The organism is Bradyrhizobium sp. 62B (assembly GCF_030272265.2).
Taxonomy (GTDB): domain Bacteria; phylum Pseudomonadota; class Alphaproteobacteria; order Rhizobiales; family Xanthobacteraceae; genus Bradyrhizobium.
On record NZ_CP092842.1, the window covers coordinates 376,271 to 392,741 of the forward strand.

19 protein-coding genes and 5 pseudogenes are annotated in these 16,471 nt (G+C 60.7%); 7 read left to right on the plus strand and 17 right to left on the minus strand.

From position 1 onward, the window contains the following. Nucleotides 1–45 precede the first annotated feature (45 nt). Nucleotides 46–1,743, plus strand: coding sequence for a nodulation protein NodU (gene nodU / locus ML401_RS36715; RefSeq protein WP_285813318.1), 1,698 nt, complete (start codon nucleotides 46–48; stop codon nucleotides 1,741–1,743). A gap of 604 nt (nucleotides 1,744–2,347) precedes the next feature. Here nodU and ML401_RS36720 read toward each other — a convergent pair. Together ML401_RS36720 and ML401_RS36725 are read right to left on the minus strand one after the other, a co-directional pair. Continuing rightward, the gene (locus tag ML401_RS36720) at nucleotides 2,348–2,644 is read right to left on the minus strand and encodes a ferredoxin family protein (protein ID WP_285813319.1); all 297 of its coding nucleotides are present in this window, start codon (nucleotides 2,642–2,644) and stop codon (nucleotides 2,348–2,350) included. Between the two features lie 31 nt (nucleotides 2,645–2,675). Further along, nucleotides 2,676–3,045, minus strand: a pseudogene (locus ML401_RS36725) (FAD-dependent oxidoreductase); the annotation flags it as partial. A 109-nt stretch (nucleotides 3,046–3,154) separates the two neighbouring features. Here ML401_RS36725 and ML401_RS36730 point away from each other — a divergent pair. From ML401_RS36730 to ML401_RS36740, 3 genes are read left to right on the plus strand one after another with little or no spacing between them, the layout of a single operon-like run. Further along, the gene (locus tag ML401_RS36730) at nucleotides 3,155–3,295 is read left to right on the plus strand and encodes a hypothetical protein (RefSeq protein WP_285813320.1); all 141 of its coding nucleotides are present in this window, start codon (nucleotides 3,155–3,157) and stop codon (nucleotides 3,293–3,295) included. A gap of 12 nt (nucleotides 3,296–3,307) precedes the next feature. Next, nucleotides 3,308–3,547 carry a hypothetical protein gene (locus ML401_RS36735; protein ID WP_376717453.1) on the plus strand — a complete coding sequence of 80 codons (240 nt, stop codon included), beginning with the start codon at nucleotides 3,308–3,310 and terminating at the stop codon, nucleotides 3,545–3,547. Continuing rightward, the gene (locus ML401_RS36740; RefSeq protein WP_376717454.1) at nucleotides 3,538–3,708 is read left to right on the plus strand and encodes a transposase; all 171 of its coding nucleotides are present in this window, start codon (nucleotides 3,538–3,540) and stop codon (nucleotides 3,706–3,708) included. The genes ML401_RS36735 and ML401_RS36740 overlap by 10 nt, the downstream gene beginning before the upstream one ends. Here the strand turns inward: ML401_RS36740 and ML401_RS36745 are convergent. The 7 genes and pseudogenes from ML401_RS36745 to ML401_RS36775 all read right to left on the minus strand — a co-directional run. Then, a pseudogene (locus ML401_RS36745) lies at nucleotides 3,702–4,470 on the minus strand (FAD-dependent oxidoreductase); the annotation flags it as partial. The gene ML401_RS36740 and the pseudogene ML401_RS36745 sit on opposite strands and share 7 nt — an antisense overlap. Before the next feature lie 346 nt (nucleotides 4,471–4,816). Further along, nucleotides 4,817–5,656: pseudogene (locus ML401_RS36750) on the minus strand (TRAP transporter large permease subunit). After that, a complete protein-coding gene (locus tag ML401_RS36755) occupies nucleotides 5,602–6,696 on the minus strand; it encodes a TRAP transporter large permease subunit (protein ID WP_376717455.1) in 1,095 nt (364 codons plus the stop codon). The pseudogene ML401_RS36750 and the gene ML401_RS36755 overlap by 55 nt, the downstream one beginning before the upstream one ends. Next, complete coding sequence (locus ML401_RS36760; RefSeq protein ID WP_285813321.1) at nucleotides 6,693–7,718, minus strand: TRAP transporter substrate-binding protein; 1,026 nt, start codon at nucleotides 7,716–7,718, stop codon at nucleotides 6,693–6,695. Before ML401_RS36760 ends, ML401_RS36755 begins: the two co-directional genes overlap by 4 nt. Before the next feature lie 180 nt (nucleotides 7,719–7,898). Next, on the minus strand, nucleotides 7,899–8,909 hold the full coding sequence (locus tag ML401_RS36765) for a transketolase family protein (RefSeq protein WP_285813322.1): 1,011 nt from the start codon (nucleotides 8,907–8,909) through the stop codon (nucleotides 7,899–7,901). Continuing rightward, complete coding sequence (locus tag ML401_RS36770) at nucleotides 8,906–9,757, minus strand: transketolase (RefSeq protein ID WP_285813323.1); 852 nt, start codon at nucleotides 9,755–9,757, stop codon at nucleotides 8,906–8,908. Before ML401_RS36770 ends, ML401_RS36765 begins: the two co-directional genes overlap by 4 nt. 24 nt (nucleotides 9,758–9,781) lie before the next feature. Further along, nucleotides 9,782–10,531: an SDR family NAD(P)-dependent oxidoreductase gene (locus tag ML401_RS36775; protein ID WP_285813324.1), complete on the minus strand. Its 750-nt coding sequence runs from the start codon at nucleotides 10,529–10,531 to the stop codon at nucleotides 9,782–9,784. 110 nt (nucleotides 10,532–10,641) lie between these two features. Here ML401_RS36775 and ML401_RS36780 point away from each other — a divergent pair, with 110 nt between their 5' ends. Further along, on the plus strand, nucleotides 10,642–11,538 hold the full coding sequence (locus ML401_RS36780) for a LysR substrate-binding domain-containing protein (RefSeq protein WP_285813325.1): 897 nt from the start codon (nucleotides 10,642–10,644) through the stop codon (nucleotides 11,536–11,538). Nucleotides 11,539–11,623: 85 nt separating this feature from the next. Here ML401_RS36780 and ML401_RS36785 read toward each other — a convergent pair whose 3' ends face one another. The 8 genes and pseudogenes from ML401_RS36785 to ML401_RS36820 form a co-directional block, all read right to left on the minus strand. Beyond that, nucleotides 11,624–11,797 carry a hypothetical protein gene (locus ML401_RS36785; RefSeq protein WP_285813326.1) on the minus strand — a complete coding sequence of 58 codons (174 nt, stop codon included), beginning with the start codon at nucleotides 11,795–11,797 and terminating at the stop codon, nucleotides 11,624–11,626. A 33-nt stretch (nucleotides 11,798–11,830) separates the two neighbouring features. Further along, complete coding sequence (locus ML401_RS36790) at nucleotides 11,831–12,028, minus strand: hypothetical protein (RefSeq protein ID WP_285813415.1); 198 nt, start codon at nucleotides 12,026–12,028, stop codon at nucleotides 11,831–11,833. 168 nt (nucleotides 12,029–12,196) lie between these two features. After that, a pseudogene (locus ML401_RS36795) lies at nucleotides 12,197–12,698 on the minus strand (ABC transporter substrate-binding protein); the annotation flags it as partial. 57 nt (nucleotides 12,699–12,755) lie between these two features. Further along, nucleotides 12,756–13,079 carry a 2Fe-2S iron-sulfur cluster-binding protein gene (locus tag ML401_RS36800; protein WP_285813327.1) on the minus strand — a complete coding sequence of 108 codons (324 nt, stop codon included), beginning with the start codon at nucleotides 13,077–13,079 and terminating at the stop codon, nucleotides 12,756–12,758. A gap of 12 nt (nucleotides 13,080–13,091) precedes the next feature. Further along, nucleotides 13,092–13,470 (minus strand): annotated as a pseudogene (locus ML401_RS36805) (cytochrome P450); the annotation flags it as partial. Nucleotides 13,471–13,885: 415 nt separating this feature from the next. Continuing rightward, a complete protein-coding gene (locus ML401_RS36810; protein WP_285813328.1) occupies nucleotides 13,886–14,245 on the minus strand; it encodes a cytochrome P450 in 360 nt (119 codons plus the stop codon). After that, complete coding sequence (locus ML401_RS36815; RefSeq protein ID WP_285813329.1) at nucleotides 14,202–14,825, minus strand: cytochrome P450; 624 nt, start codon at nucleotides 14,823–14,825, stop codon at nucleotides 14,202–14,204. Before ML401_RS36815 ends, ML401_RS36810 begins: the two co-directional genes overlap by 44 nt. A 247-nt stretch (nucleotides 14,826–15,072) precedes the next feature. After that, a complete protein-coding gene (locus ML401_RS36820) occupies nucleotides 15,073–15,651 on the minus strand; it encodes an ABC transporter substrate-binding protein (RefSeq protein WP_285813330.1) in 579 nt (192 codons plus the stop codon). A gap of 41 nt (nucleotides 15,652–15,692) precedes the next feature. Between ML401_RS36820 and ML401_RS36825 the strand changes: the two genes are divergently transcribed. Both ML401_RS36825 and ML401_RS36830 read left to right on the plus strand, forming a co-directional pair. Further along, entirely contained in the window at nucleotides 15,693–16,148 is a 456-nt protein-coding gene (locus tag ML401_RS36825) for a MarR family winged helix-turn-helix transcriptional regulator (protein WP_285813331.1), read from the plus strand. A 136-nt stretch (nucleotides 16,149–16,284) separates the two neighbouring features. Further along, on the plus strand, nucleotides 16,285–16,458 hold the full coding sequence (locus ML401_RS36830) for a hypothetical protein (protein WP_285813332.1): 174 nt from the start codon (nucleotides 16,285–16,287) through the stop codon (nucleotides 16,456–16,458). Nucleotides 16,459–16,471 lie beyond the last annotated feature (13 nt).

Consider the following 16,471-nt stretch of genomic DNA (forward strand, 5'->3'; position numbering starts at 1 on the left):
AAACATGCAGATGCTGAGGAGGCTGATAGATTAGGAGTCGTGTGTATGCGGATCTGCGGAATCAAACTAACGCACGACGGAGCGATCTCTCTTGTCGAGGATGGACGGCTCATCTTTTGTATTGAGCAAGAGAAGCGCGGAAACAACAAGCGGTACAAAGACATTAGCGATCTAGATGCGATCGTCTCCGCTTTGGTGGAGCAAGGTGTGGATCCGCAGAGCGTTGACCAATTCGTCATTGACGGTTGGATCGGCGACGTAGAGTCTCAGTTCGATGTCCTCAGCGGAGGAATTCCTATCACGCTGAAAGGAGCGTCGTATCTGGAGCGCCATGCAGAGGGCCTACTCAGCAGACGTGAAGGCGCTGAGTTGATGCTCGACGGCACAACTTACAGCTATGCAAGCTATCCACACGTCGCAAGTCACGTGGCCTCCTCGTATTGCACCAGCCCGTTTGCCGAAGCGGGGCAGCCCGCGCTCTGTATGGTGTGGGATGGCAGCACCTTTCCACGTCTCTACTATGTGGGGCACGAAGGTACTCGGTTCCTCGAATGCCTGTTTCCGGTCACTGGACACGCTTACGCATCTGCGGGCCATCACTTTGGACCGTATAAGCGAGCGGATCGCACCAAGTGGGATCTAGGGATTGCTGGTAAGCTGATGGCCTACATCGCTCTAGGGTCTGTTGAGGAAGATATAGTCGCAATGTTTCAAGAGGGTTACGCTGACTGGTTTGTAGCCGATACCGAGCGCGCCAACCTATACAAGGCCGCCGCCGGCCGCGGCACGTTGCAAGACCACCTCAATTTGCGCGCGATTGTTCATGACTTCTTTGATATCATGGCGCTCCGCTTGAGTGCTAAGGAGCCCGAGGACGTACTTGCATCGTTTCATTGCTTCTTGGAGCGGTTGCTCGTTGATGAAATGGCGAACATCATGCAGCGATATTCGGACCTCGTAGGCGCTCGAAACCTGTGCATAGGCGGCGGCTGCGGTCTGAACATCAAGTGGAATAGCGCACTGCGAGCCACTGATCTGTTCGATGCTGTGTGGGTGCCGCCGTTTCCCAACGACAGCGGGTCCGCGATTGGAGCCGCTTGCTGTGCGATGGCAGAGCGAAACGCGTTTAGAGCGCTCGAGTGGTCGGTATATAGTGGGCCAGCTCTGCGGCTCGGTGAGATCTCGCCAGACTGGCAACGCGTGCCATGCAGCACGGGCGAACTTGCGATGATTCTTGCCCGCCAGAAGCCCGTAGTCTTTCTCTCTGGGCGTGCTGAGCTCGGGCCACGGGCATTGGGCGGCAGGAGCATTATCGCTGCCGCGACATCACCCTCAATGAAGGATCATCTGAACGATATCAAGCTCCGCGAGCGCTTCCGTCCAGTGGCACCGATATGCCTGGAGGACCGTGCGACGGAAATATTCTGCCCCGGAACGCCGGATGCTTACATGCTGTTTGATCACCAGACGCGGACGGAATGGCGCGACAGAATTCCAGCCGTTCTCCACCTCGACGGATCGGCTCGTTTACAGACCATCTCCAGGTCATCTCAGCACCCCATAGCCGAGCTTCTCATCCAATACGAAAGGCTCACTGGGATCCCAGTGCTTTGCAACACGAGTGCTAACCACCACGGCCGCGGCTTTTTTCCAGATGTTGCAGCAGCCTGCCAATGGGGGCGTGTTGAAAACGTCTGGTGCGATGGTCAGCTTTGGACAAAGAAGAGTGAAAGTAGGCGATAGCCTGTCCACATCGCTAGGCTTCGTCTTGCAGGCCATTTCGGGGGATCCGGCTGTTTCTTAGGAAGGCCGCTGCCTACTTCTCGAAGGGAGCGACATGAAGTTCGGCTTCATCGCGGGGCACCGGACGATCTGGCCGGTGGCATCGCTATGCGATGCGTGGGGGGACCGCGGTTGGGCTTCCGTGCCTGGCTGACTCGGTCGCCCAGCGCCGCGCAGCGACGAGGACCTCGACGGCGAGGTAGAGGCCAGCTGCATGGCGAACGACGGCACCCTATGGTGCACCCTGGGTGTGGGGTGATCTGCTCGCCCAGGGGGCAATTGTGGCCTGCACTAGATCGAACAGCTGATGCCCCTGCAAGGCTTGCAGGTACAGGCGGGGGCTTGTGTAGTGATCCTGCCTTGCCGCAGGGCAGAGCCGTCCACACGCCTGCACCCAACACACCCGTCGGGTGACGCCCAATTACCTCGATAGGCCGGAAGGCGGTCACCGACTCTGCGGGGCAAGATCGCCGACGGCCTTCTGGTTAGTGCTGACGGTATGACTCGCAGGTGCAGTTCAAACTTATTGCTACGGGCACCGCGCCGCTAGCGCTGAGCAAACAGACTACCCGAACTTGAACAGCACGCCGTAGCCGCCTCGCGGATAGTTCCACTCAATGTCATCACTCGCCTCGCAGATCACTCGGCAAGTACCGCACTCGATGCAGCCGTCGACGGTGATTTCGATCTGGTGCTTCTCATTGGCCGTGTAGCAGTGAGCCGGGCAGGCGCTCAGCATCCTCATGAGTTCCAGGGATGGCGTTGTGTGGGGCCGCACCTTGATGTGAGCCCGCCCGGGATCGATTGGGCAGGGGTTGTGAATTAACCGGTCCTCAACACGAATGGATGGCTCGGTCGACATTGTTTGCCTCGAATGTGACGTGACAGACTACTTAGCGCCAAGTGCGCGCGAGGCGGACGGCGTCGCCGAGCAGCCCAGTCCACGAGCGCGCCTTGACGAAGGATCTTAATGACGACGTTTCCTTCTCGGCTTTCGGTATCCCGTCGGCCCGCAAGAAAGTTTGCAGGGATTTCGAGACGAGCTCTGGATAAGTCAGAAAGAAGTTCTGCGAGTGGGTGTGCAATAGACATATCCTTGTACTTCCTTAGATTCTTGATGGCGAACGACAGGCCAAGCATCGTCTCGTAAACCGATAGGTTCCTCGCCGTCATCGGCGCGCCGCGCCACTTGATTCGGATAATCGCCTCGGCAGCGATCCGCCCTGATGTCATTTCGAGGTTGGAGCCCTCGCGATGAATAGCCGGGGTACTGACCGGTGCCCCCTCGCCGGCTGTGCTGCTGCGAAAATGGCTTCACAACGATTCGCGAACGGAGCGCGCGGTGCGGTCCGGCGGTCGGCGGTGGAGGCGCATGATGGACTTCTATGCAGGGCTCGACGTGTCGCTGGAGGCGACCAACATTTGCGTGGTGGATAGCGACGGCAAGGTGGTCCGGGAAGCGAAGCTCGAGACCGATCCGGACGCGATCGAGCTGTTGACATGGAGAACATGATCCGCGGGCCTGTTGCGCCCGTTCGGCCTCAAGGTCGGCGAGATCTCGGTCGGCCGTTTTGATGCGCGGGTACGCGAGATCTTGACCGGAAAGAGAGAACTGGAAGCGATCGTCGTTCCGCTGTTGGACGCCCGCAATGCGATGCGGCTGCAGCTGGCAAAGCTGCACCGCCTGGCCCTGACGGCAGCGCGCAGCGACAGCGCGGTGCGGCGGATGATGACCGTGCCGGCGTCGGTTCGCTCGTGGCGCTGACATTCCGCGCCACCGTCGACGACCCAAAGCGATTCAGGAAGTCGACCAATGTCGGCGCCCATTTTGGGCTGACGCCGCGGCGCTACCAGTCTGGACAGACCGACCGGATCGGCAGCATCTCCAAATGCGGCGACGAGCTGACGCGGGCGATGCTGAGATGAGCGGCATATTCTTTTACCTCCGAACCGTCGATAAGCGGTGCGACGGAAGGATGCCGCTTGAAGCGACCAAGCAGACTATACGGCGTCTCGCCTGAGCGCTGGAAGTCTGCGGCCAGACAGCCGATGCCGAGCGAGATGCATTCCTTGTTGTCGTAGATGAAGCCCCATGTCGGTCATGCCGCGGGAGATGGTCCCCGCGGCTTCGACAACAACGCCCTCATCGCCCTTAATGTTGAAGAGGGCGTCGATGGTCTAGCGTGGCAGAAAGTGCATCTGCTTCACAGCGAGTGCGACCGTCTCCGTCGCCGGCCGCTTGCGCAGGCCTGCTCGCGTGCCAAGGAGGCCCTTGACGCCTTCCGCAAGAACAATGGCGTCGGCATGGACCTCACCATCGGCGCGGTCAGTCCGCACGCCGATCACCTTGCCCTCGGCATCCTGTACAAGCTCGGTAGCCGTTGTTTCGCATAGCAAGGTGGCGCCGGCCTCGCGGACCTTCTGCGAGAACCATCTGGCGAACTGTGCGCGGATGATAGTATAGCGGTTAGGCTTCTCCTCGTTGAAGTCGTTGGAGCCGTAGTGCAGGCCTGTGTGCGAATGGTCGTCCATCATCCAGAAGCGATGTTCGATCAGATGTCGCTCGAGCGGCGCGTCGTCACGAAAGTTGGGGATCAACGGCTCCAGCATATCGGCATAGAGGATCGCACCCTGCACGTTCTTCGACCCCGGATACTCGCCGCGCTTGAGCTGGAGAACCGTCAGGCCGCATCAGCGCTGCCGCAATGGGCATCGTTGCCGACGCTATCCAGCTATTGCCAGCCCTAACCACAGCGATCCGTGCCCGGCTGTCGTCAAATTCGCGCGGCCAGCTCGCGAGTTCCGACAAGGAGAGCCCTCGTGGCACCTGCAAAGCGCGAGCCAAGCCGGAGCCTGCTTGCGGTGTTGGTCATCCAAGGCTGCACGACGCGCATATGAACCAGTTCACACGCAGAGCGGGATGTTTCGCTTCGCCAACGCTATAAGCTTCCTGCGGACGCCAGGAAGCTCTATCCGCAGGCGTCTTTTCCAAGGCAGCAGGCCATCGCGGTCCGTCTCATGGAACCGAATAGTCTTATTTCAGGAAGCCGATCGATAGCCAGGGCACGGCGGCAACGATCAGCGTACCAATGAGCAGCGCAATCATGTATCCCACGATCGGTCTCATGCCGTCGTCCGGGTTGATGCGGCTGATGGCGCAGGCCGCGTAGTAGCCGACCCCGAACGGCGGCGCGAACAAGCCGATGCCCATCGCGAGAATAGTGGACATCGTGGACCCCAACCTGCCGCGCGATCGGGAACAGGAGCGGACCGAACAAGACGATGGCTGGGATCCCCTCCAGCACGCTGCCCAGAATCACGAAAGTTACGATCGTCACCGCCAGGAAGACGGGGATCCCGCCGGGAAGGTTAGTCATGAACTTTGCAAGCGAGGCTGAAAATCCCGCTGGGTCAGCGCCCAGGCCATTCCTGTCGCGGCGCCGATGATGAGTAGAATCGCCCCCGACAGGGAGGCTGTCTCGACCAGCATCGGATAGATGCGTCGCCAGTCGAACTGGCGGTAAATGAAGAGACCGGCGCAGGCCGAGTACAGGATGCCGATGGTCGAGACCTCCGTTGCCGTTGCAACGCCTTCGACGACGGCGGTCCGGATCACGAAAGGCAAGGCGATCGCAGGAATGGCAATGACAAAGGCGCGGCCGATCTCGCGCCCCGTCGCCCTTTTGACGTGAGATAGGTCCTCGCGCCGATACCGCCACCACACGACTGCCGCGAGCATGACTGCGAGCACCACGCCCGGTAGCAATCCGCCGGTAAACAGCGCCGAGATCGACACGCCGGTCACCGAGCCGATCGTGATCAGGACCAGTGACGGCGGGATCGTTTCGGTTTGCGCCCCCGTCGCGGCCAGCAACGCAACGAGATCGCCGGTTTCGCCCCGCGCTGCCGCATCTCGGGAAACAGCACGGGAGCCACGGCCGCCATATCGGCCGCTTTGGACCCCGAGATGCCGGACACTAGATACATAGCCCCGACCAGGACGTAGTGCAGCCCGCCGCGGACGTGGCCTAGGAGGCTCGCCAGGAAGCCGACCATTGCGCGGGCCATGCCCGTCATCTCGATCAGCAGGCCGAGGAAGACGAAGAGAGGCACGGCGAGCAGGATCAAGTGGCTCATCCCCTCATCCATCCGGCCGATCATCACCACGTCGGGCGTGCTCGTCGTCAGGGCGAGGTAGCCCACGGTGGCGAGACCGAATGCAAAGGCGATCGGAACGGCCGCAAAGACCATCGCACCGACAACAAAGACGAAGAAGATCAGAAGGTTCAGATTGCCGAGCGGCTTCAAAACCGGAGCGAGCAGAACGAACGCTAGAATGAGACCGGCGACGATCGCTAGGGAGGCGAGCAAGCTGCGCAGGCTGGCAATACGGCAGAGCCGGAGGGTCGCGGCGACCAGCATCAGCCCAATTCCAATCGGCAGCGCCGCTGCACGCCAAGTGTTGATGATCTCCAGCGCTGGCGTGGTGACGAAGGCCTCGTCGGCGGCAAATTCGTAGGCCGGCCAAACGACGAGCACGAGAAACGCAAGTGAGGCTGCGGCCGCCACGACATCAAAAAACGCGCGAGCCCCCGCACTAAGCACGCCGACGATGGCTGTCATCCGCATGTGCTCGCCACGCTGGAACGCAATCACGGATCCAAGCATGGCAAGCCAGAGGAAGAGAATACCGGCGAGTTCGTCGGACCAGACGATGGGGGAGCGGAACACGTACCTGCCCACGATTCCTGCGGACAGGATTGCGACTTCGGCCAGTACTAGCAACGCGGCTGGGACCGCAACAAGGTGGCCCAACATCGTGTTCGCTATTATCGCCCAATGTCGAGGACCCCGTTCAGTCGAGGCGGTCGCCCGACCGTCATCAGCATTTGGAGCGTGGCTCACGCCGCTCATGACAGCTGGCCCGCCGCTTTTTCGAGCTGCGACCACGCCTCCTCGCCGAATTTGCCCTTCCAGTCGGAGTAGAAGCTGGTCTTGGACAAAGCTTGTCGGAAGGCGGCACGATCAACCTCAATAAATTTGAGACCTTTGGCCGACAGATCGGTGCGCAAGGACTGGCTGAGCTTTGCGATATCAGCCCGCTGGTCGACGGCGGAGCGATCTAGTTCGCGGGTCACGATCTCCTGAACATCCTTCGGCAGGCGCTCGAAGGCTCGCTTGTTGCCGAGGATCCAATAGCCGTCCCAGACGTGCCCGGTCAGGCTGCACGTGCTCTGCACCTCATAGAGACGCGCGGTCGCGATGATCGGCAACGGATTCTCCTGCCCGTCAACGACCTTGGTCTGCAACGCGGAATAAACCTCGTTGAAGTTGATTGGCGTCGGACCGGCGCCGAGGGCCTTGAAAAGCGAGGTCAAGAGCGGCGCGGGCGGAACGCGGATCTGGAAATTCTTCAGGTCGTCCGGGGTGCGGATCTCCCGGCCGGACGAGGTCACCTGACGAAAGCCGTTGTCCCATGCTTTGGAGACCGCCATGATCGGCGTTTTGGCAATTTGTGCCCGGATGTAGGCACCGAGATCTCCGTCCATGGCCTTCCAAACGTTATCGTAGTCCGTAAACGCGAAGCCGGTGTTCACGAGGCCCGCACTTGGGACCAGAGTGGCGAGGATAGAAGAGGACTGGTTGAAGAACTCGACGCCGCCGCTGCGAACCTGGGTCATGAGCTCGGTGTCGGAGCCGAGCTGGTTTGCCGGAAACAGCCTGATCTCCAGGCGGCCACTGGTAGCCTCTTGAATGCGACTGATGGCTTCCTGCGCGCGGATGTTCACCGGATGCGTCGGATCCTGGCCGGTCGCGAATTTGTAAACGAACTCGGCCGCAGATGCCGGCCGCGTGAGAATTGCGCAGAGAGGTATGACCGTTGCAGCTTTCAACAGGGAACGGCGGCTGATATTTCTGCGCTTCGATACGCTCATGTCTTCCTCCTCATGTTATTTACCTGGCGACCGCAATCTCGGTGCAGGCCACGCAGCCGTTCCGCTCATTCGTTTGCCCGCGGTGCTGAGCGCCGGCATTTGGGCAAAAGCCAGCGTTCTCCGCCGCAAGGTGCGGCGGGCCAGGCGGAGTACAGCTTGTTGGGCCTCAGCCCAAGGGCGCTAAAGCCACTGTTTGATTTGCCTTGCGACCTCTGCGGTGGAAATCCCGTAACGATCGTGCAGTGTTGGAAGCGCGCCGGCGTCGAGAAATTCGTCCGGCAATGCGATTTGGCGGAAACGCGGATGCACCCCAGAACGCATTAGGAGTGCGGCAACTGCTTCGCCAAGGCCCCCAATGGTCGTGTGGTTTTCGGCAACAACGACAAGCCGTCCCGGTTTGCTGGCCTCCCGCAGGATAGTCTCGGCGTCGAGTGGCTTGATGGTTGGAACATGCAGCACCGCTACATCCACGCGGTCGTCCTTCAAAGCTTGGACGGCCTCGAGCGCCCGCATAGTCATGATTCCGCACGAGATGATCAGGACGTCCTTGCCGTCACGGATCAGCTTGGCCTTTCCGAGCTCGAACTTATAGTCGTATTCATCCAGGACGACAGGCACCTGGCCGCGCAGCAGGCGCATGTAAACCGGCCCGTGATGCGCCGCGATCGCAGGCACCAGCTGCTCGATTTCATGAGCATCGCAGGGATCGATGACAGTCATGTTCGGCATCGCACGAAACAGCGCGAGATCCTCGGCGGCCTGATGGCTCGGCCCGTAGCCCGAAGTCAGGCCTGGCAGCGCGCAGACAATCTTTACGTTGCGGTCTTCCTCCGCGATGGTCTGGTGAATGAAGTCGTAAGCCCGCCGGGATGCGAACACGGCGTAGGTGGTGGCGTAGGGCATGAAGCCTTCTGCGGCGAGACCGGAGGCGGCGCCAAACAGCAACTGTTCGGCCATGCCCATCTGGTAGTAACGATCGGGGAATTCGTTGGCGAAGATGTGCAGGTCAGTGTATTTGCCGAGATCGGCGGTCATGCCCACCACCTCCGGCCTGCTCCGTGCGAGTTGGACGAGTGCATGTCCGAAAGGCGCTGGCTTCGTCTTCTGGCCCTCCGCAGCGATCGAGGCGATCATTGCTGACGTGGTCAGGCGCGGCTTGCCCGGCTGTGGTGCTGATCTGACGGTCTTCATGCCTGCCTCCCGGCTTCCAGCGCGGCAAGCGCGAGTTGCCATTCGTGCTGATCGACGCGAATAAAATGGTTCTTCTCGCGCTGCTCGAGGAAAGGCACCCCCTTCCCCATTAACGTGTCGGCGATAATCATCCGCGGCTTCGGCTCGGGATGCGACTTTGCGGAATCGAATGCTGCGAGCACGGCCTCGAGATCGTTGCCGTCGATACGCTGCACGAACCAGCCGAAGGCCTGAAGCTTGTCCACCAGCGGCTCGAAAGCCATCACCTGCGTGGTCGGACCATCCGCCTGCTGGTTGTTGACGTCGACGATGCCGATAAGATTGTCGAGCTTGTAGTGGGCTGCCGACTGGATTGCCTCCCAGACAGAGCCTTCATCAAGCTCGCCATCGGAGAAGAGGGTATATACCCGCGCCTCGGATTTCTTCCGTTTTAGCCCGAGGCCCATGCCCACGGCGATGCTGAGCCCAAGGCCAAGCGAGCCGCCCGACATTTCCATTCCGGGCGTGTAAGAGGCCATGCCCGACATCGGCAGGCGGCTCTCGTCGCTGCCATAGGTTTCGAGTTCTTCCTCAGGGACAATTCCGGCCTCGATCAAAGCCGCATAGAGTGCAATGGCGTAGTGTCCGTTGGAGAGAAGGAAGCGGTCGCGTCCCTCCCAGGACGGATCTTCCGGCCGGTAGCGCATTGCGTGAAAGTAAGCCACGGCGAGAACGTCGGAGATATCCAGCGCCTGCGCGATATAGCCTTGGCTCTGGACTTCGCCCATGCGTAACGCATTGCGGCGAATGTTGTCGGCGCGGTCCGCCAGGTTGGGCGTATTGGTCAACGTTTTGGTCGGCGTTTCCATCGATCTGGACCTTATCTTTCTGGCTCAGTGGATGAGCATGCCGCCATTGACGTCGATCACAGCGCCAGTGACGTAGGCGGAGAGATCGGAGGCCAGGAAGGTATAGATGCCGGCGACGTCTTCCGCAGTGCCAAGGCGATTGAGCGGAATGCCCTCAAGGATTTTCGCTCTCATCTCGTCTGTCAGCTTGCCCGCCGTGATGTCGGTGCCGATCAGGCCGGGCGTTACACAGTTGACGCGGATGCCGTCGGGACCGAATTCGCGAGCCATGGCCTTAGCGAGACCAAGGACGCCAGCTTTCGCCGCCGAATAGTGCGGGCCGCCGAAGATTCCGCCGCCACGCTGGGCCGAGACCGACGACATGCATGCGATCGATCCGGACTTCCGTGCACGCATATGCGGGATCACGGCCTGCGAAAGGAACAGGACACCCTTGAGATTGACATCCTGAATGCGTTCCCAATCGGCCGCCGAAATCTCAAGGAACTTCACCGGCTGGGTAATGCCGGCATTGTTGATCAGGATATCGATACCACCGAATGCTTCGACGGCGCTTGCGACCGCCCGCTCGCAGGACGACTTGTCGGCGACGTCGCAGCGCAATCCGAGGTGTTCCTTGCCGAGAGTGGCCGCTGCACCTGCCGCGGCTCCGGCATCGATATCGAGGATGGCGACTCGAGCGCCCTCGGAGGCGAACCGCCGGGCGGTGGCGAGCCCGATCCCCCGCGGCGAGGCCGCGCCCGAAATGATGGCCGTCTTCCCGCTGAGCAGCATCAGTTCCTCCCGCAAATTGTTTTTCCTTGACAAGGATAGGAATGACCCTGGCTAACCGCGCCGACAAGCGCACAGTTGTCATGGTTCGATGAATCTGGTTCACTTATGCGATGCTCTCGAACGTCCCGATATCGGCAATTCGTGCCTTTGAGGCGGCGGCCCGCACCGGATCGTTTCGCGATGCGGCGAATGAGCTTCACCTGACGCCAAGTGCGGTTAGTCATGCGATCCGCAAACTGGAGGACACGCTCCGAACCGTTCTCTTCGAGCGCAGTGCGCGTGCGGTGCGGCTCACGCCGGCCGGCGAGAACCTGATGCGACATACCGGCGCTGCATTCGATCAGCTCCGCCGCGGCCTGGAGGAAGTCGCCGCTCGTGGTCCGCAGTTGGTGCGGGTCCATTCCGCTCCGAGCTTTGCAGCGCAATGGCTCGCGCCGCGACTGGCGCAGTTTCTTGCAGCCCATCCGAAGCTCGAAGTTCGCTTGGCTGCCAGCACAGACTATGCGCGTTTCAGCAACGATGATTTCGACGTCGACATCGTTTACGGTCCGCCGAGGGCGGAGGGCGTCGAGATTATTGGCCTGTCCGAGGAAACGGTCACTCCCCTCTGCTCCCCGAAGCTTGCAAAATCAATCAAGAAGCCAATCGATCTGCTCGATCAGACGCTTATCCGTTCAGACGTGAAGCAGGTTCAATGGCATCAGTGGTTCGCCGCCAATGGATTGGAAGCTCCTGCGCTTCACGGGATGAGGTTCGATCGTAGCTTCCTGGCGATTGCAACCGCCGCCGAAGGACTGGGAGTGGCGTTGGAATCAACGCTTCTAGCCGAGCGCGAATTAGCCGGCGGACGACTGGTTGCTCCGTTGGCTGGCCGCGCAACAGACATCCGCTACGTCGGCCACCGACTGATCTATCCGCGGGCCAGCCGACAGAGATCGGCGGTACGAGCTTTCGCAGACTGGGTCGTGGCCCAACTCGGCGTTGAGAACCGAGGTTCATCGCACTGAGATCCAACTGTCTGACCGGAATCTCACACAGGTAGAACGGTTGATTGCTCTCCACCTCCCTAGGTTCGGGCCAAACCGGAACTGTTCAGCGCGCGTGACATTTCCTGCTCAAAAAGCAAATCGGGCAGTAAATGCCATCGCGAGTGAAATCGGCAATTACGAAGCCGTTCTCTTTGATCGCTCGAGCCTCGTATTCATCGTTAGGTCGCTGGGAAGGAAGCGCCGATCCCGGCGGCACGGCCTTGTCGGTGCGGGACATCTTGAACTCGGCGTTCGGGCCGAGCCACTTGTCTCAGAGCTGGTTGATCTCACCCGCCTGATCGAGCGCGAGCAGTGTCTTGTGGACCTTGGCGAGCAGCGTCGGCTCGTCCTTCTTCATGCCGATGCCGATCGGCTGCAGCACCTTGGGGTCCTCGATCGTCTTCAGCCGCTGGCCGGCGGTCTTAGATTCATTCGTTGGTGAGCTGACGGTCGTGGTGCTGGCCACCATTCCGACCGCCTTGTTCTGCTGGACGGCCATAAAAGTCGAGCCGGTGTCGACGAGAATTACCGGATCCGACTCGTTCAGCTTGATCGCGAAAACGCGCAAATGTCCTATTTGGTCGGTCAAATGGGATAGTTTGGATCGCGGGCCGGCCGCAGGATAGCAGCGCCCCTTCTTCACCAACACGCACCCGCCCTCCACCATGGGCCGAAACGTCTGATCCGCCGGGATGGTCGACACCAGCTTGTGATAGTCGTGCGGATATTTCGACTCCTCCGGCTTGTTCACCTCGAACAAGTACATCGGATGCACCACGCGACCGTCCTGGCGGAGGGGTGTGTCGCCGAACAGCTTGTCGTGGCCCCAGAAGGTCTTCGCACGTCGACGATGGCATCGACACCTCGACATCGAGCCATTTTCGAGCAATGGCCGAGCCGACTTCGGCCTTGTTCTGATGATCGGCGTAGACGATGTCGACCTTCATGTCCTTGCCGCCGCCGGCGAAATCTTCCGCTGCCATGCGCGCGGTTCCACAGAGCCTGCCGTTGGTGTTCTGGAAGTTGACGGAGATGTCGTTGAGCACGCCGATGCGCACGACATTGTCCGACATCTCCGCGTTCGCCGCTCCGGCCGAAACGCCTGCGGCAAGCGCAATCGTCCACCCCAGGTGCTTCATTCGTCCTCCTCCTCGGTTTGCGCGCCGCCGGTCATTGCCGAAAGCGTTCTTGCAAACCTAGACCTGCCGCTCCGGCAGGCGCAGCACGAGACCGTCGAGTGCCGGCGTGATCCGGACTTGGCAGGAGAGGCGGCTGTTGGGTCGCCGCTCGGCGGCGGTGCTCTCGAGCAGCGCGTCCTCGTCGTCGCCGACGGCCTGCAACCACGCGAGCCAGGCGTCGTCGAGGTAGACATGGCAGGTTGCGCACATGGCGTCGCCGCCGCATTCGGCGAGAATGCCGTCGAGGCCATAGTGGGTGGGCGCCTGCATCGCACTCTCCCCGTCGCTGGCATCTATGCGATCGCTGTTGCCGTTGGCATGGACGAAAGTAATGGCTGGCATCAGAGGTCCTCGTCAGGCTGGGGTGATCGATACGGGGGGTCTCGAGCCCGCGCAGGGTGTTGTTGTAGCGGCGCTCGACGGGACCGGAGATCTCGATCGGTGCGATCTTGCGCGCGATGGCGGACAGCGCCACCTCGCCTTCGCGCCGCGCCACCAATTGACCGACGCTCATGTGAATGCCGGATCCGAAGCCGACATGGCCAGCGGTTTTGCGGGTGATGTCGTAGCGATCGGGTTCGCCCCAACGGCGCGGGTCGCGGATCGCCGCGCCCAGGAACATCAGGGCCTTCTCGCCTTCGCCCACGCGCGCGCCACCGATCTCGACCTCGCGCGTCGTGGTGGGGAAGAAGGTCTCCACCGGACTTTCGAACCGCACGGCTTCCTCGAACGCAAGCCCGACTGCCTGAAACGAGGTCGCCACAACTTGTGGCGGCCAAGTCAGCGGAGCAGCAGACAGTCGGTCTGATAGCGGAGCTCCCTCTCGATCTTCGACGTCACACTGCGCCTTTGGACCGCTCAGGCCGCATTCATTCGCGAGCCCGATCGGGGCCAGCGCGTGACCGTCTCCCTCATCGCCGTTTGGCACCGCGCTCTAAATCTGCCGGGTATGGGCCCTTGACCTGGCGTTCCTTGCAAACGGTAGTGACCTTTCAAAGCCGGAGGGCTCACGCGGTCGAACAGGGCAGCAACCTAACTGCGGGTTGTCAGAAGGCTCGCTTCAAATTCTGGTGAGCTGCCTTGGCAGCACGTGATTTGCTCCGTCGACCAGAGTGGTCGCGAGATTAGACAGTGCGGCTATCGCTCGCTCAGGCAGGCGCCACGCTGACTGGCATACGTTTGAGGCCTCGAAGGGTGTTATTTAACATGCGCTCGGGCTCGGCGATGGGTTCAATTGTTTTTACGCGCTTCGCAAGCTCCGTGAGAACCAGCTCACCTTCCAAGCGCGCGATCATCTGGCCCACACAAGCATGAATGCCGGAACCGAAGCCCATATGCCCTGTTGCGGGTCGCTCCACATCGAAGCGCTCGGGCTCTTGCCAATGAGCCGGATCACGGTTCGCGGACGCCATGAAGATCAGTACTTTGGTCCTTGACGGTATGATATCGCCGGCTATTTCCACTTCACGGGAGGTGGTGCGAAGGAAAGGTCTGCGCAGGCGAATCATAGCGTAGCCCTTCCTCAAACGCATTGCGGGCGAGAGCCGGCCGCTCGTGCAGTTTGGCGAATTGCACTGGATGGCTTGCGAGCGCAAGCAAGGTATTCCCCAGACCATTGATCGTCGTGTCGACTCCCGCAGTTAGGAACGGCCGGACCAAATGCGTGGCCTCCTGTTCAGTGATCTCACCTGCATCAGCGGCTTCGTAGATCATCGTTCCAATGCCATTGGGCCTGAGTTCGCTGCGCGCGCAACGGTCCATGATCCACTTCTGCGCGGCCAGCCCTTGAGCACGAGACCTGGCGAGAATGTGATTATCCGGCCCGAAGTTGTTGAAGACGAACGTGCTCCAGGCGAGCAGGTTCTCGCGTCCCTCCTCTGAGACGCCGATGGCGTCGGGGAAAACCTTCAGGGGATAGGCCATGGCGAGATCTGTCATCGCGTCGAAGGTCCCGCGCTCGACGAGCTCGCCAATTTTCCTCTCGGCCTCCCTGGTCTCGCGCAGCTTCTTCGCGATGCCCGATGACATGGTCCGGGCGAGTACCCGGCGTCCCTTCTCGTGGTCGGGCGGGTCGATTTGCAGCGTCATTGGCCGGGGCAGCGTTGGGTTCATACCCTTCAGGCCGACGCCCTCCCGCTGATGAAGGTCTGCCAATCATTGAGCGTGGAATCGACCTGCTCATACCGCGCCATCGCCCAGATGTCGTACCGTTCGATCCTGAACACGGCCCCAATTCGCGGAAGGCCTGGTAGACCGGATACGGGTCCATCAGCACCTCATCAGCGAACGGATCGATCTGGGTGGAAGCAAACTGGCTCATGGCGGCCGCCTCGACTTATTGCTTGCTGAGAGGACAATTGCCCTCGTTCTCGGGTCTGAAGGCATCTTCGCCCTTGATGACCCCGACGACCTGCAGGAGGTCCCACTTGGATTTCGACTGGTCGGGCGACTTGACCTGGAGGAGATAGAGCGGATGGATCTTACGTCCGTCCTTGCGGATGAAACCTTTGCCGAACAAGGGATCGTCGGTCGGAAGCTCCTTCATGGCGGCAACGACCGCCTTACCGTCTTTCGCGCTACCGACCTTGTCGACGGCCTTCAGGTAGTGAATGACGCCAGCGTAGACCCCGGCCTGCATGTCGTTGGGATAGGCCTTGGATGGGATGCGCTCCGAGAAGCGCTTGGCGAAGGACCGGGTGGCCTCGTTGAGGTCCCAGTAGAAGGGATTCATGATTTGGGCGCCTTGGGCGATTTGCAGCCCGAGAGACGGAATGCCGTTCATGCCCAGAATCAGACCGACCAGCTTGTGATCTTTGGTCAGGCCGAACTCGGCGGCCTGCTTCATCGAAGTGATCGTATCGTCACCGGCGTTGGCGATACCGATGATGTCGGCGCTGGAAGCCTGCGCCTGCAACAGGAACGATAGATGCGAACGTGGATGACCCAGGGGAGCTTATGGCAATCACAACAACAGCGGCAGAGAAGCAGCTCGATTTGGCCGCTCTTCGCAACGTCCCCGGCTTCGTGATCCGATTGATCCAGTTGAAGTTCTTCGACGGCTTTTATGAGACCTTCGCCGAGCTCGGGCTGACGCCTGCGACCTACGCAATCCTCATGCTCGTGCGGGACAACCGGGGGGTCGTTCCGAGTAGCATCGCAGCACTGTTGCGGCTTCAACTCCCGAATCTGACAACAATCCTGCACCAGCTCGAGGACGCGGGTCTGGTGAAGCGAAGCCGGTCCAAAATCGACCGGCGCGCGATCGAGATCACATTGACGTCGAAAGGCGGGAAATTGATGAGGGACGCCGTCCGGCTTACGGCGCCCTATAACCGCCGAATGCGTGCTCCGCTCAATGAAACGGAGCGATCCACTTTGATCAGCCTGCTAAATCGGATCAGCCCCGTTTAGACTCTTGATCAAGTCTTAACTGGATCGTTTACAAGCAGAGGACATTCGCCATTGGCAACCAGGTGGCTGACGCGCGCTCATCCTCGCGCCAAGTTCACCAGGATGCCACGACTGGCCTCAACGCGAGCTGATGCGCATGCGCCTCGACATCGAAGTTAGTCCGCTGCTGGGCAGTGCCGATGAAGCCGCATGCCAGGCGGTCGAGAACGAGGTGCACACCTTACCGCCTCTTCGCTCGCTGCGGTTCACCGAAATTCAAACAGACTGGCCTATTGAATTTCGGGTGGACCGCGGCGCCGGTCTGGACTAATCGTCGGCATCAC

What these genes read in the sequence shown, in the direction of transcription:
- ML401_RS36755 (WP_376717455.1), bottom strand. Translation starts at nt 6,696, where the DNA reads ATGAGCGGCGTGAGCCACGCTCCAAATGCTGATGACGGTCGGGCGACC.
- ML401_RS36815 (WP_285813329.1), bottom strand. Translation starts at nt 14,825, where the DNA reads ATGACGCTGCAAATCGACCCGCCCGACCACGAGAAGGGACGCCGGGTA.
- ML401_RS36825 (WP_285813331.1), top strand. Translation starts at nt 15,693, where the DNA reads ATGGCAATCACAACAACAGCGGCAGAGAAGCAGCTCGATTTGGCCGCT.
- ML401_RS36770 (WP_285813323.1), bottom strand. Translation starts at nt 9,757, where the DNA reads ATGGAAACGCCGACCAAAACGTTGACCAATACGCCCAACCTGGCGGAC.
- ML401_RS36765 (WP_285813322.1), bottom strand. Translation starts at nt 8,909, where the DNA reads ATGAAGACCGTCAGATCAGCACCACAGCCGGGCAAGCCGCGCCTGACC.
- ML401_RS36785 (WP_285813326.1), bottom strand. Translation starts at nt 11,797, where the DNA reads ATGTCCCGCACCGACAAGGCCGTGCCGCCGGGATCGGCGCTTCCTTCC.
- nodU (WP_285813318.1), top strand. Translation starts at nt 46, where the DNA reads ATGCGGATCTGCGGAATCAAACTAACGCACGACGGAGCGATCTCTCTT.
- ML401_RS36720 (WP_285813319.1), bottom strand. Translation starts at nt 2,644, where the DNA reads ATGTCGACCGAGCCATCCATTCGTGTTGAGGACCGGTTAATTCACAAC.
- ML401_RS36800 (WP_285813327.1), bottom strand. Translation starts at nt 13,079, where the DNA reads ATGCCAGCCATTACTTTCGTCCATGCCAACGGCAACAGCGATCGCATA.
- ML401_RS36760 (WP_285813321.1), bottom strand. Translation starts at nt 7,718, where the DNA reads ATGAGCGTATCGAAGCGCAGAAATATCAGCCGCCGTTCCCTGTTGAAA.
- ML401_RS36775 (WP_285813324.1), bottom strand. Translation starts at nt 10,531, where the DNA reads ATGCTGCTCAGCGGGAAGACGGCCATCATTTCGGGCGCGGCCTCGCCG.
- ML401_RS36810 (WP_285813328.1), bottom strand. Translation starts at nt 14,245, where the DNA reads ATGATTCGCCTGCGCAGACCTTTCCTTCGCACCACCTCCCGTGAAGTG.
- ML401_RS36790 (WP_285813415.1), bottom strand. Translation starts at nt 12,028, where the DNA reads ATGGTGGCCAGCACCACGACCGTCAGCTCACCAACGAATGAATCTAAG.
- ML401_RS36730 (WP_285813320.1), top strand. Translation starts at nt 3,155, where the DNA reads ATGATGGACTTCTATGCAGGGCTCGACGTGTCGCTGGAGGCGACCAAC.
- ML401_RS36830 (WP_285813332.1), top strand. Translation starts at nt 16,285, where the DNA reads ATGCGCCTCGACATCGAAGTTAGTCCGCTGCTGGGCAGTGCCGATGAA.
- ML401_RS36780 (WP_285813325.1), top strand. Translation starts at nt 10,642, where the DNA reads ATGCTCTCGAACGTCCCGATATCGGCAATTCGTGCCTTTGAGGCGGCG.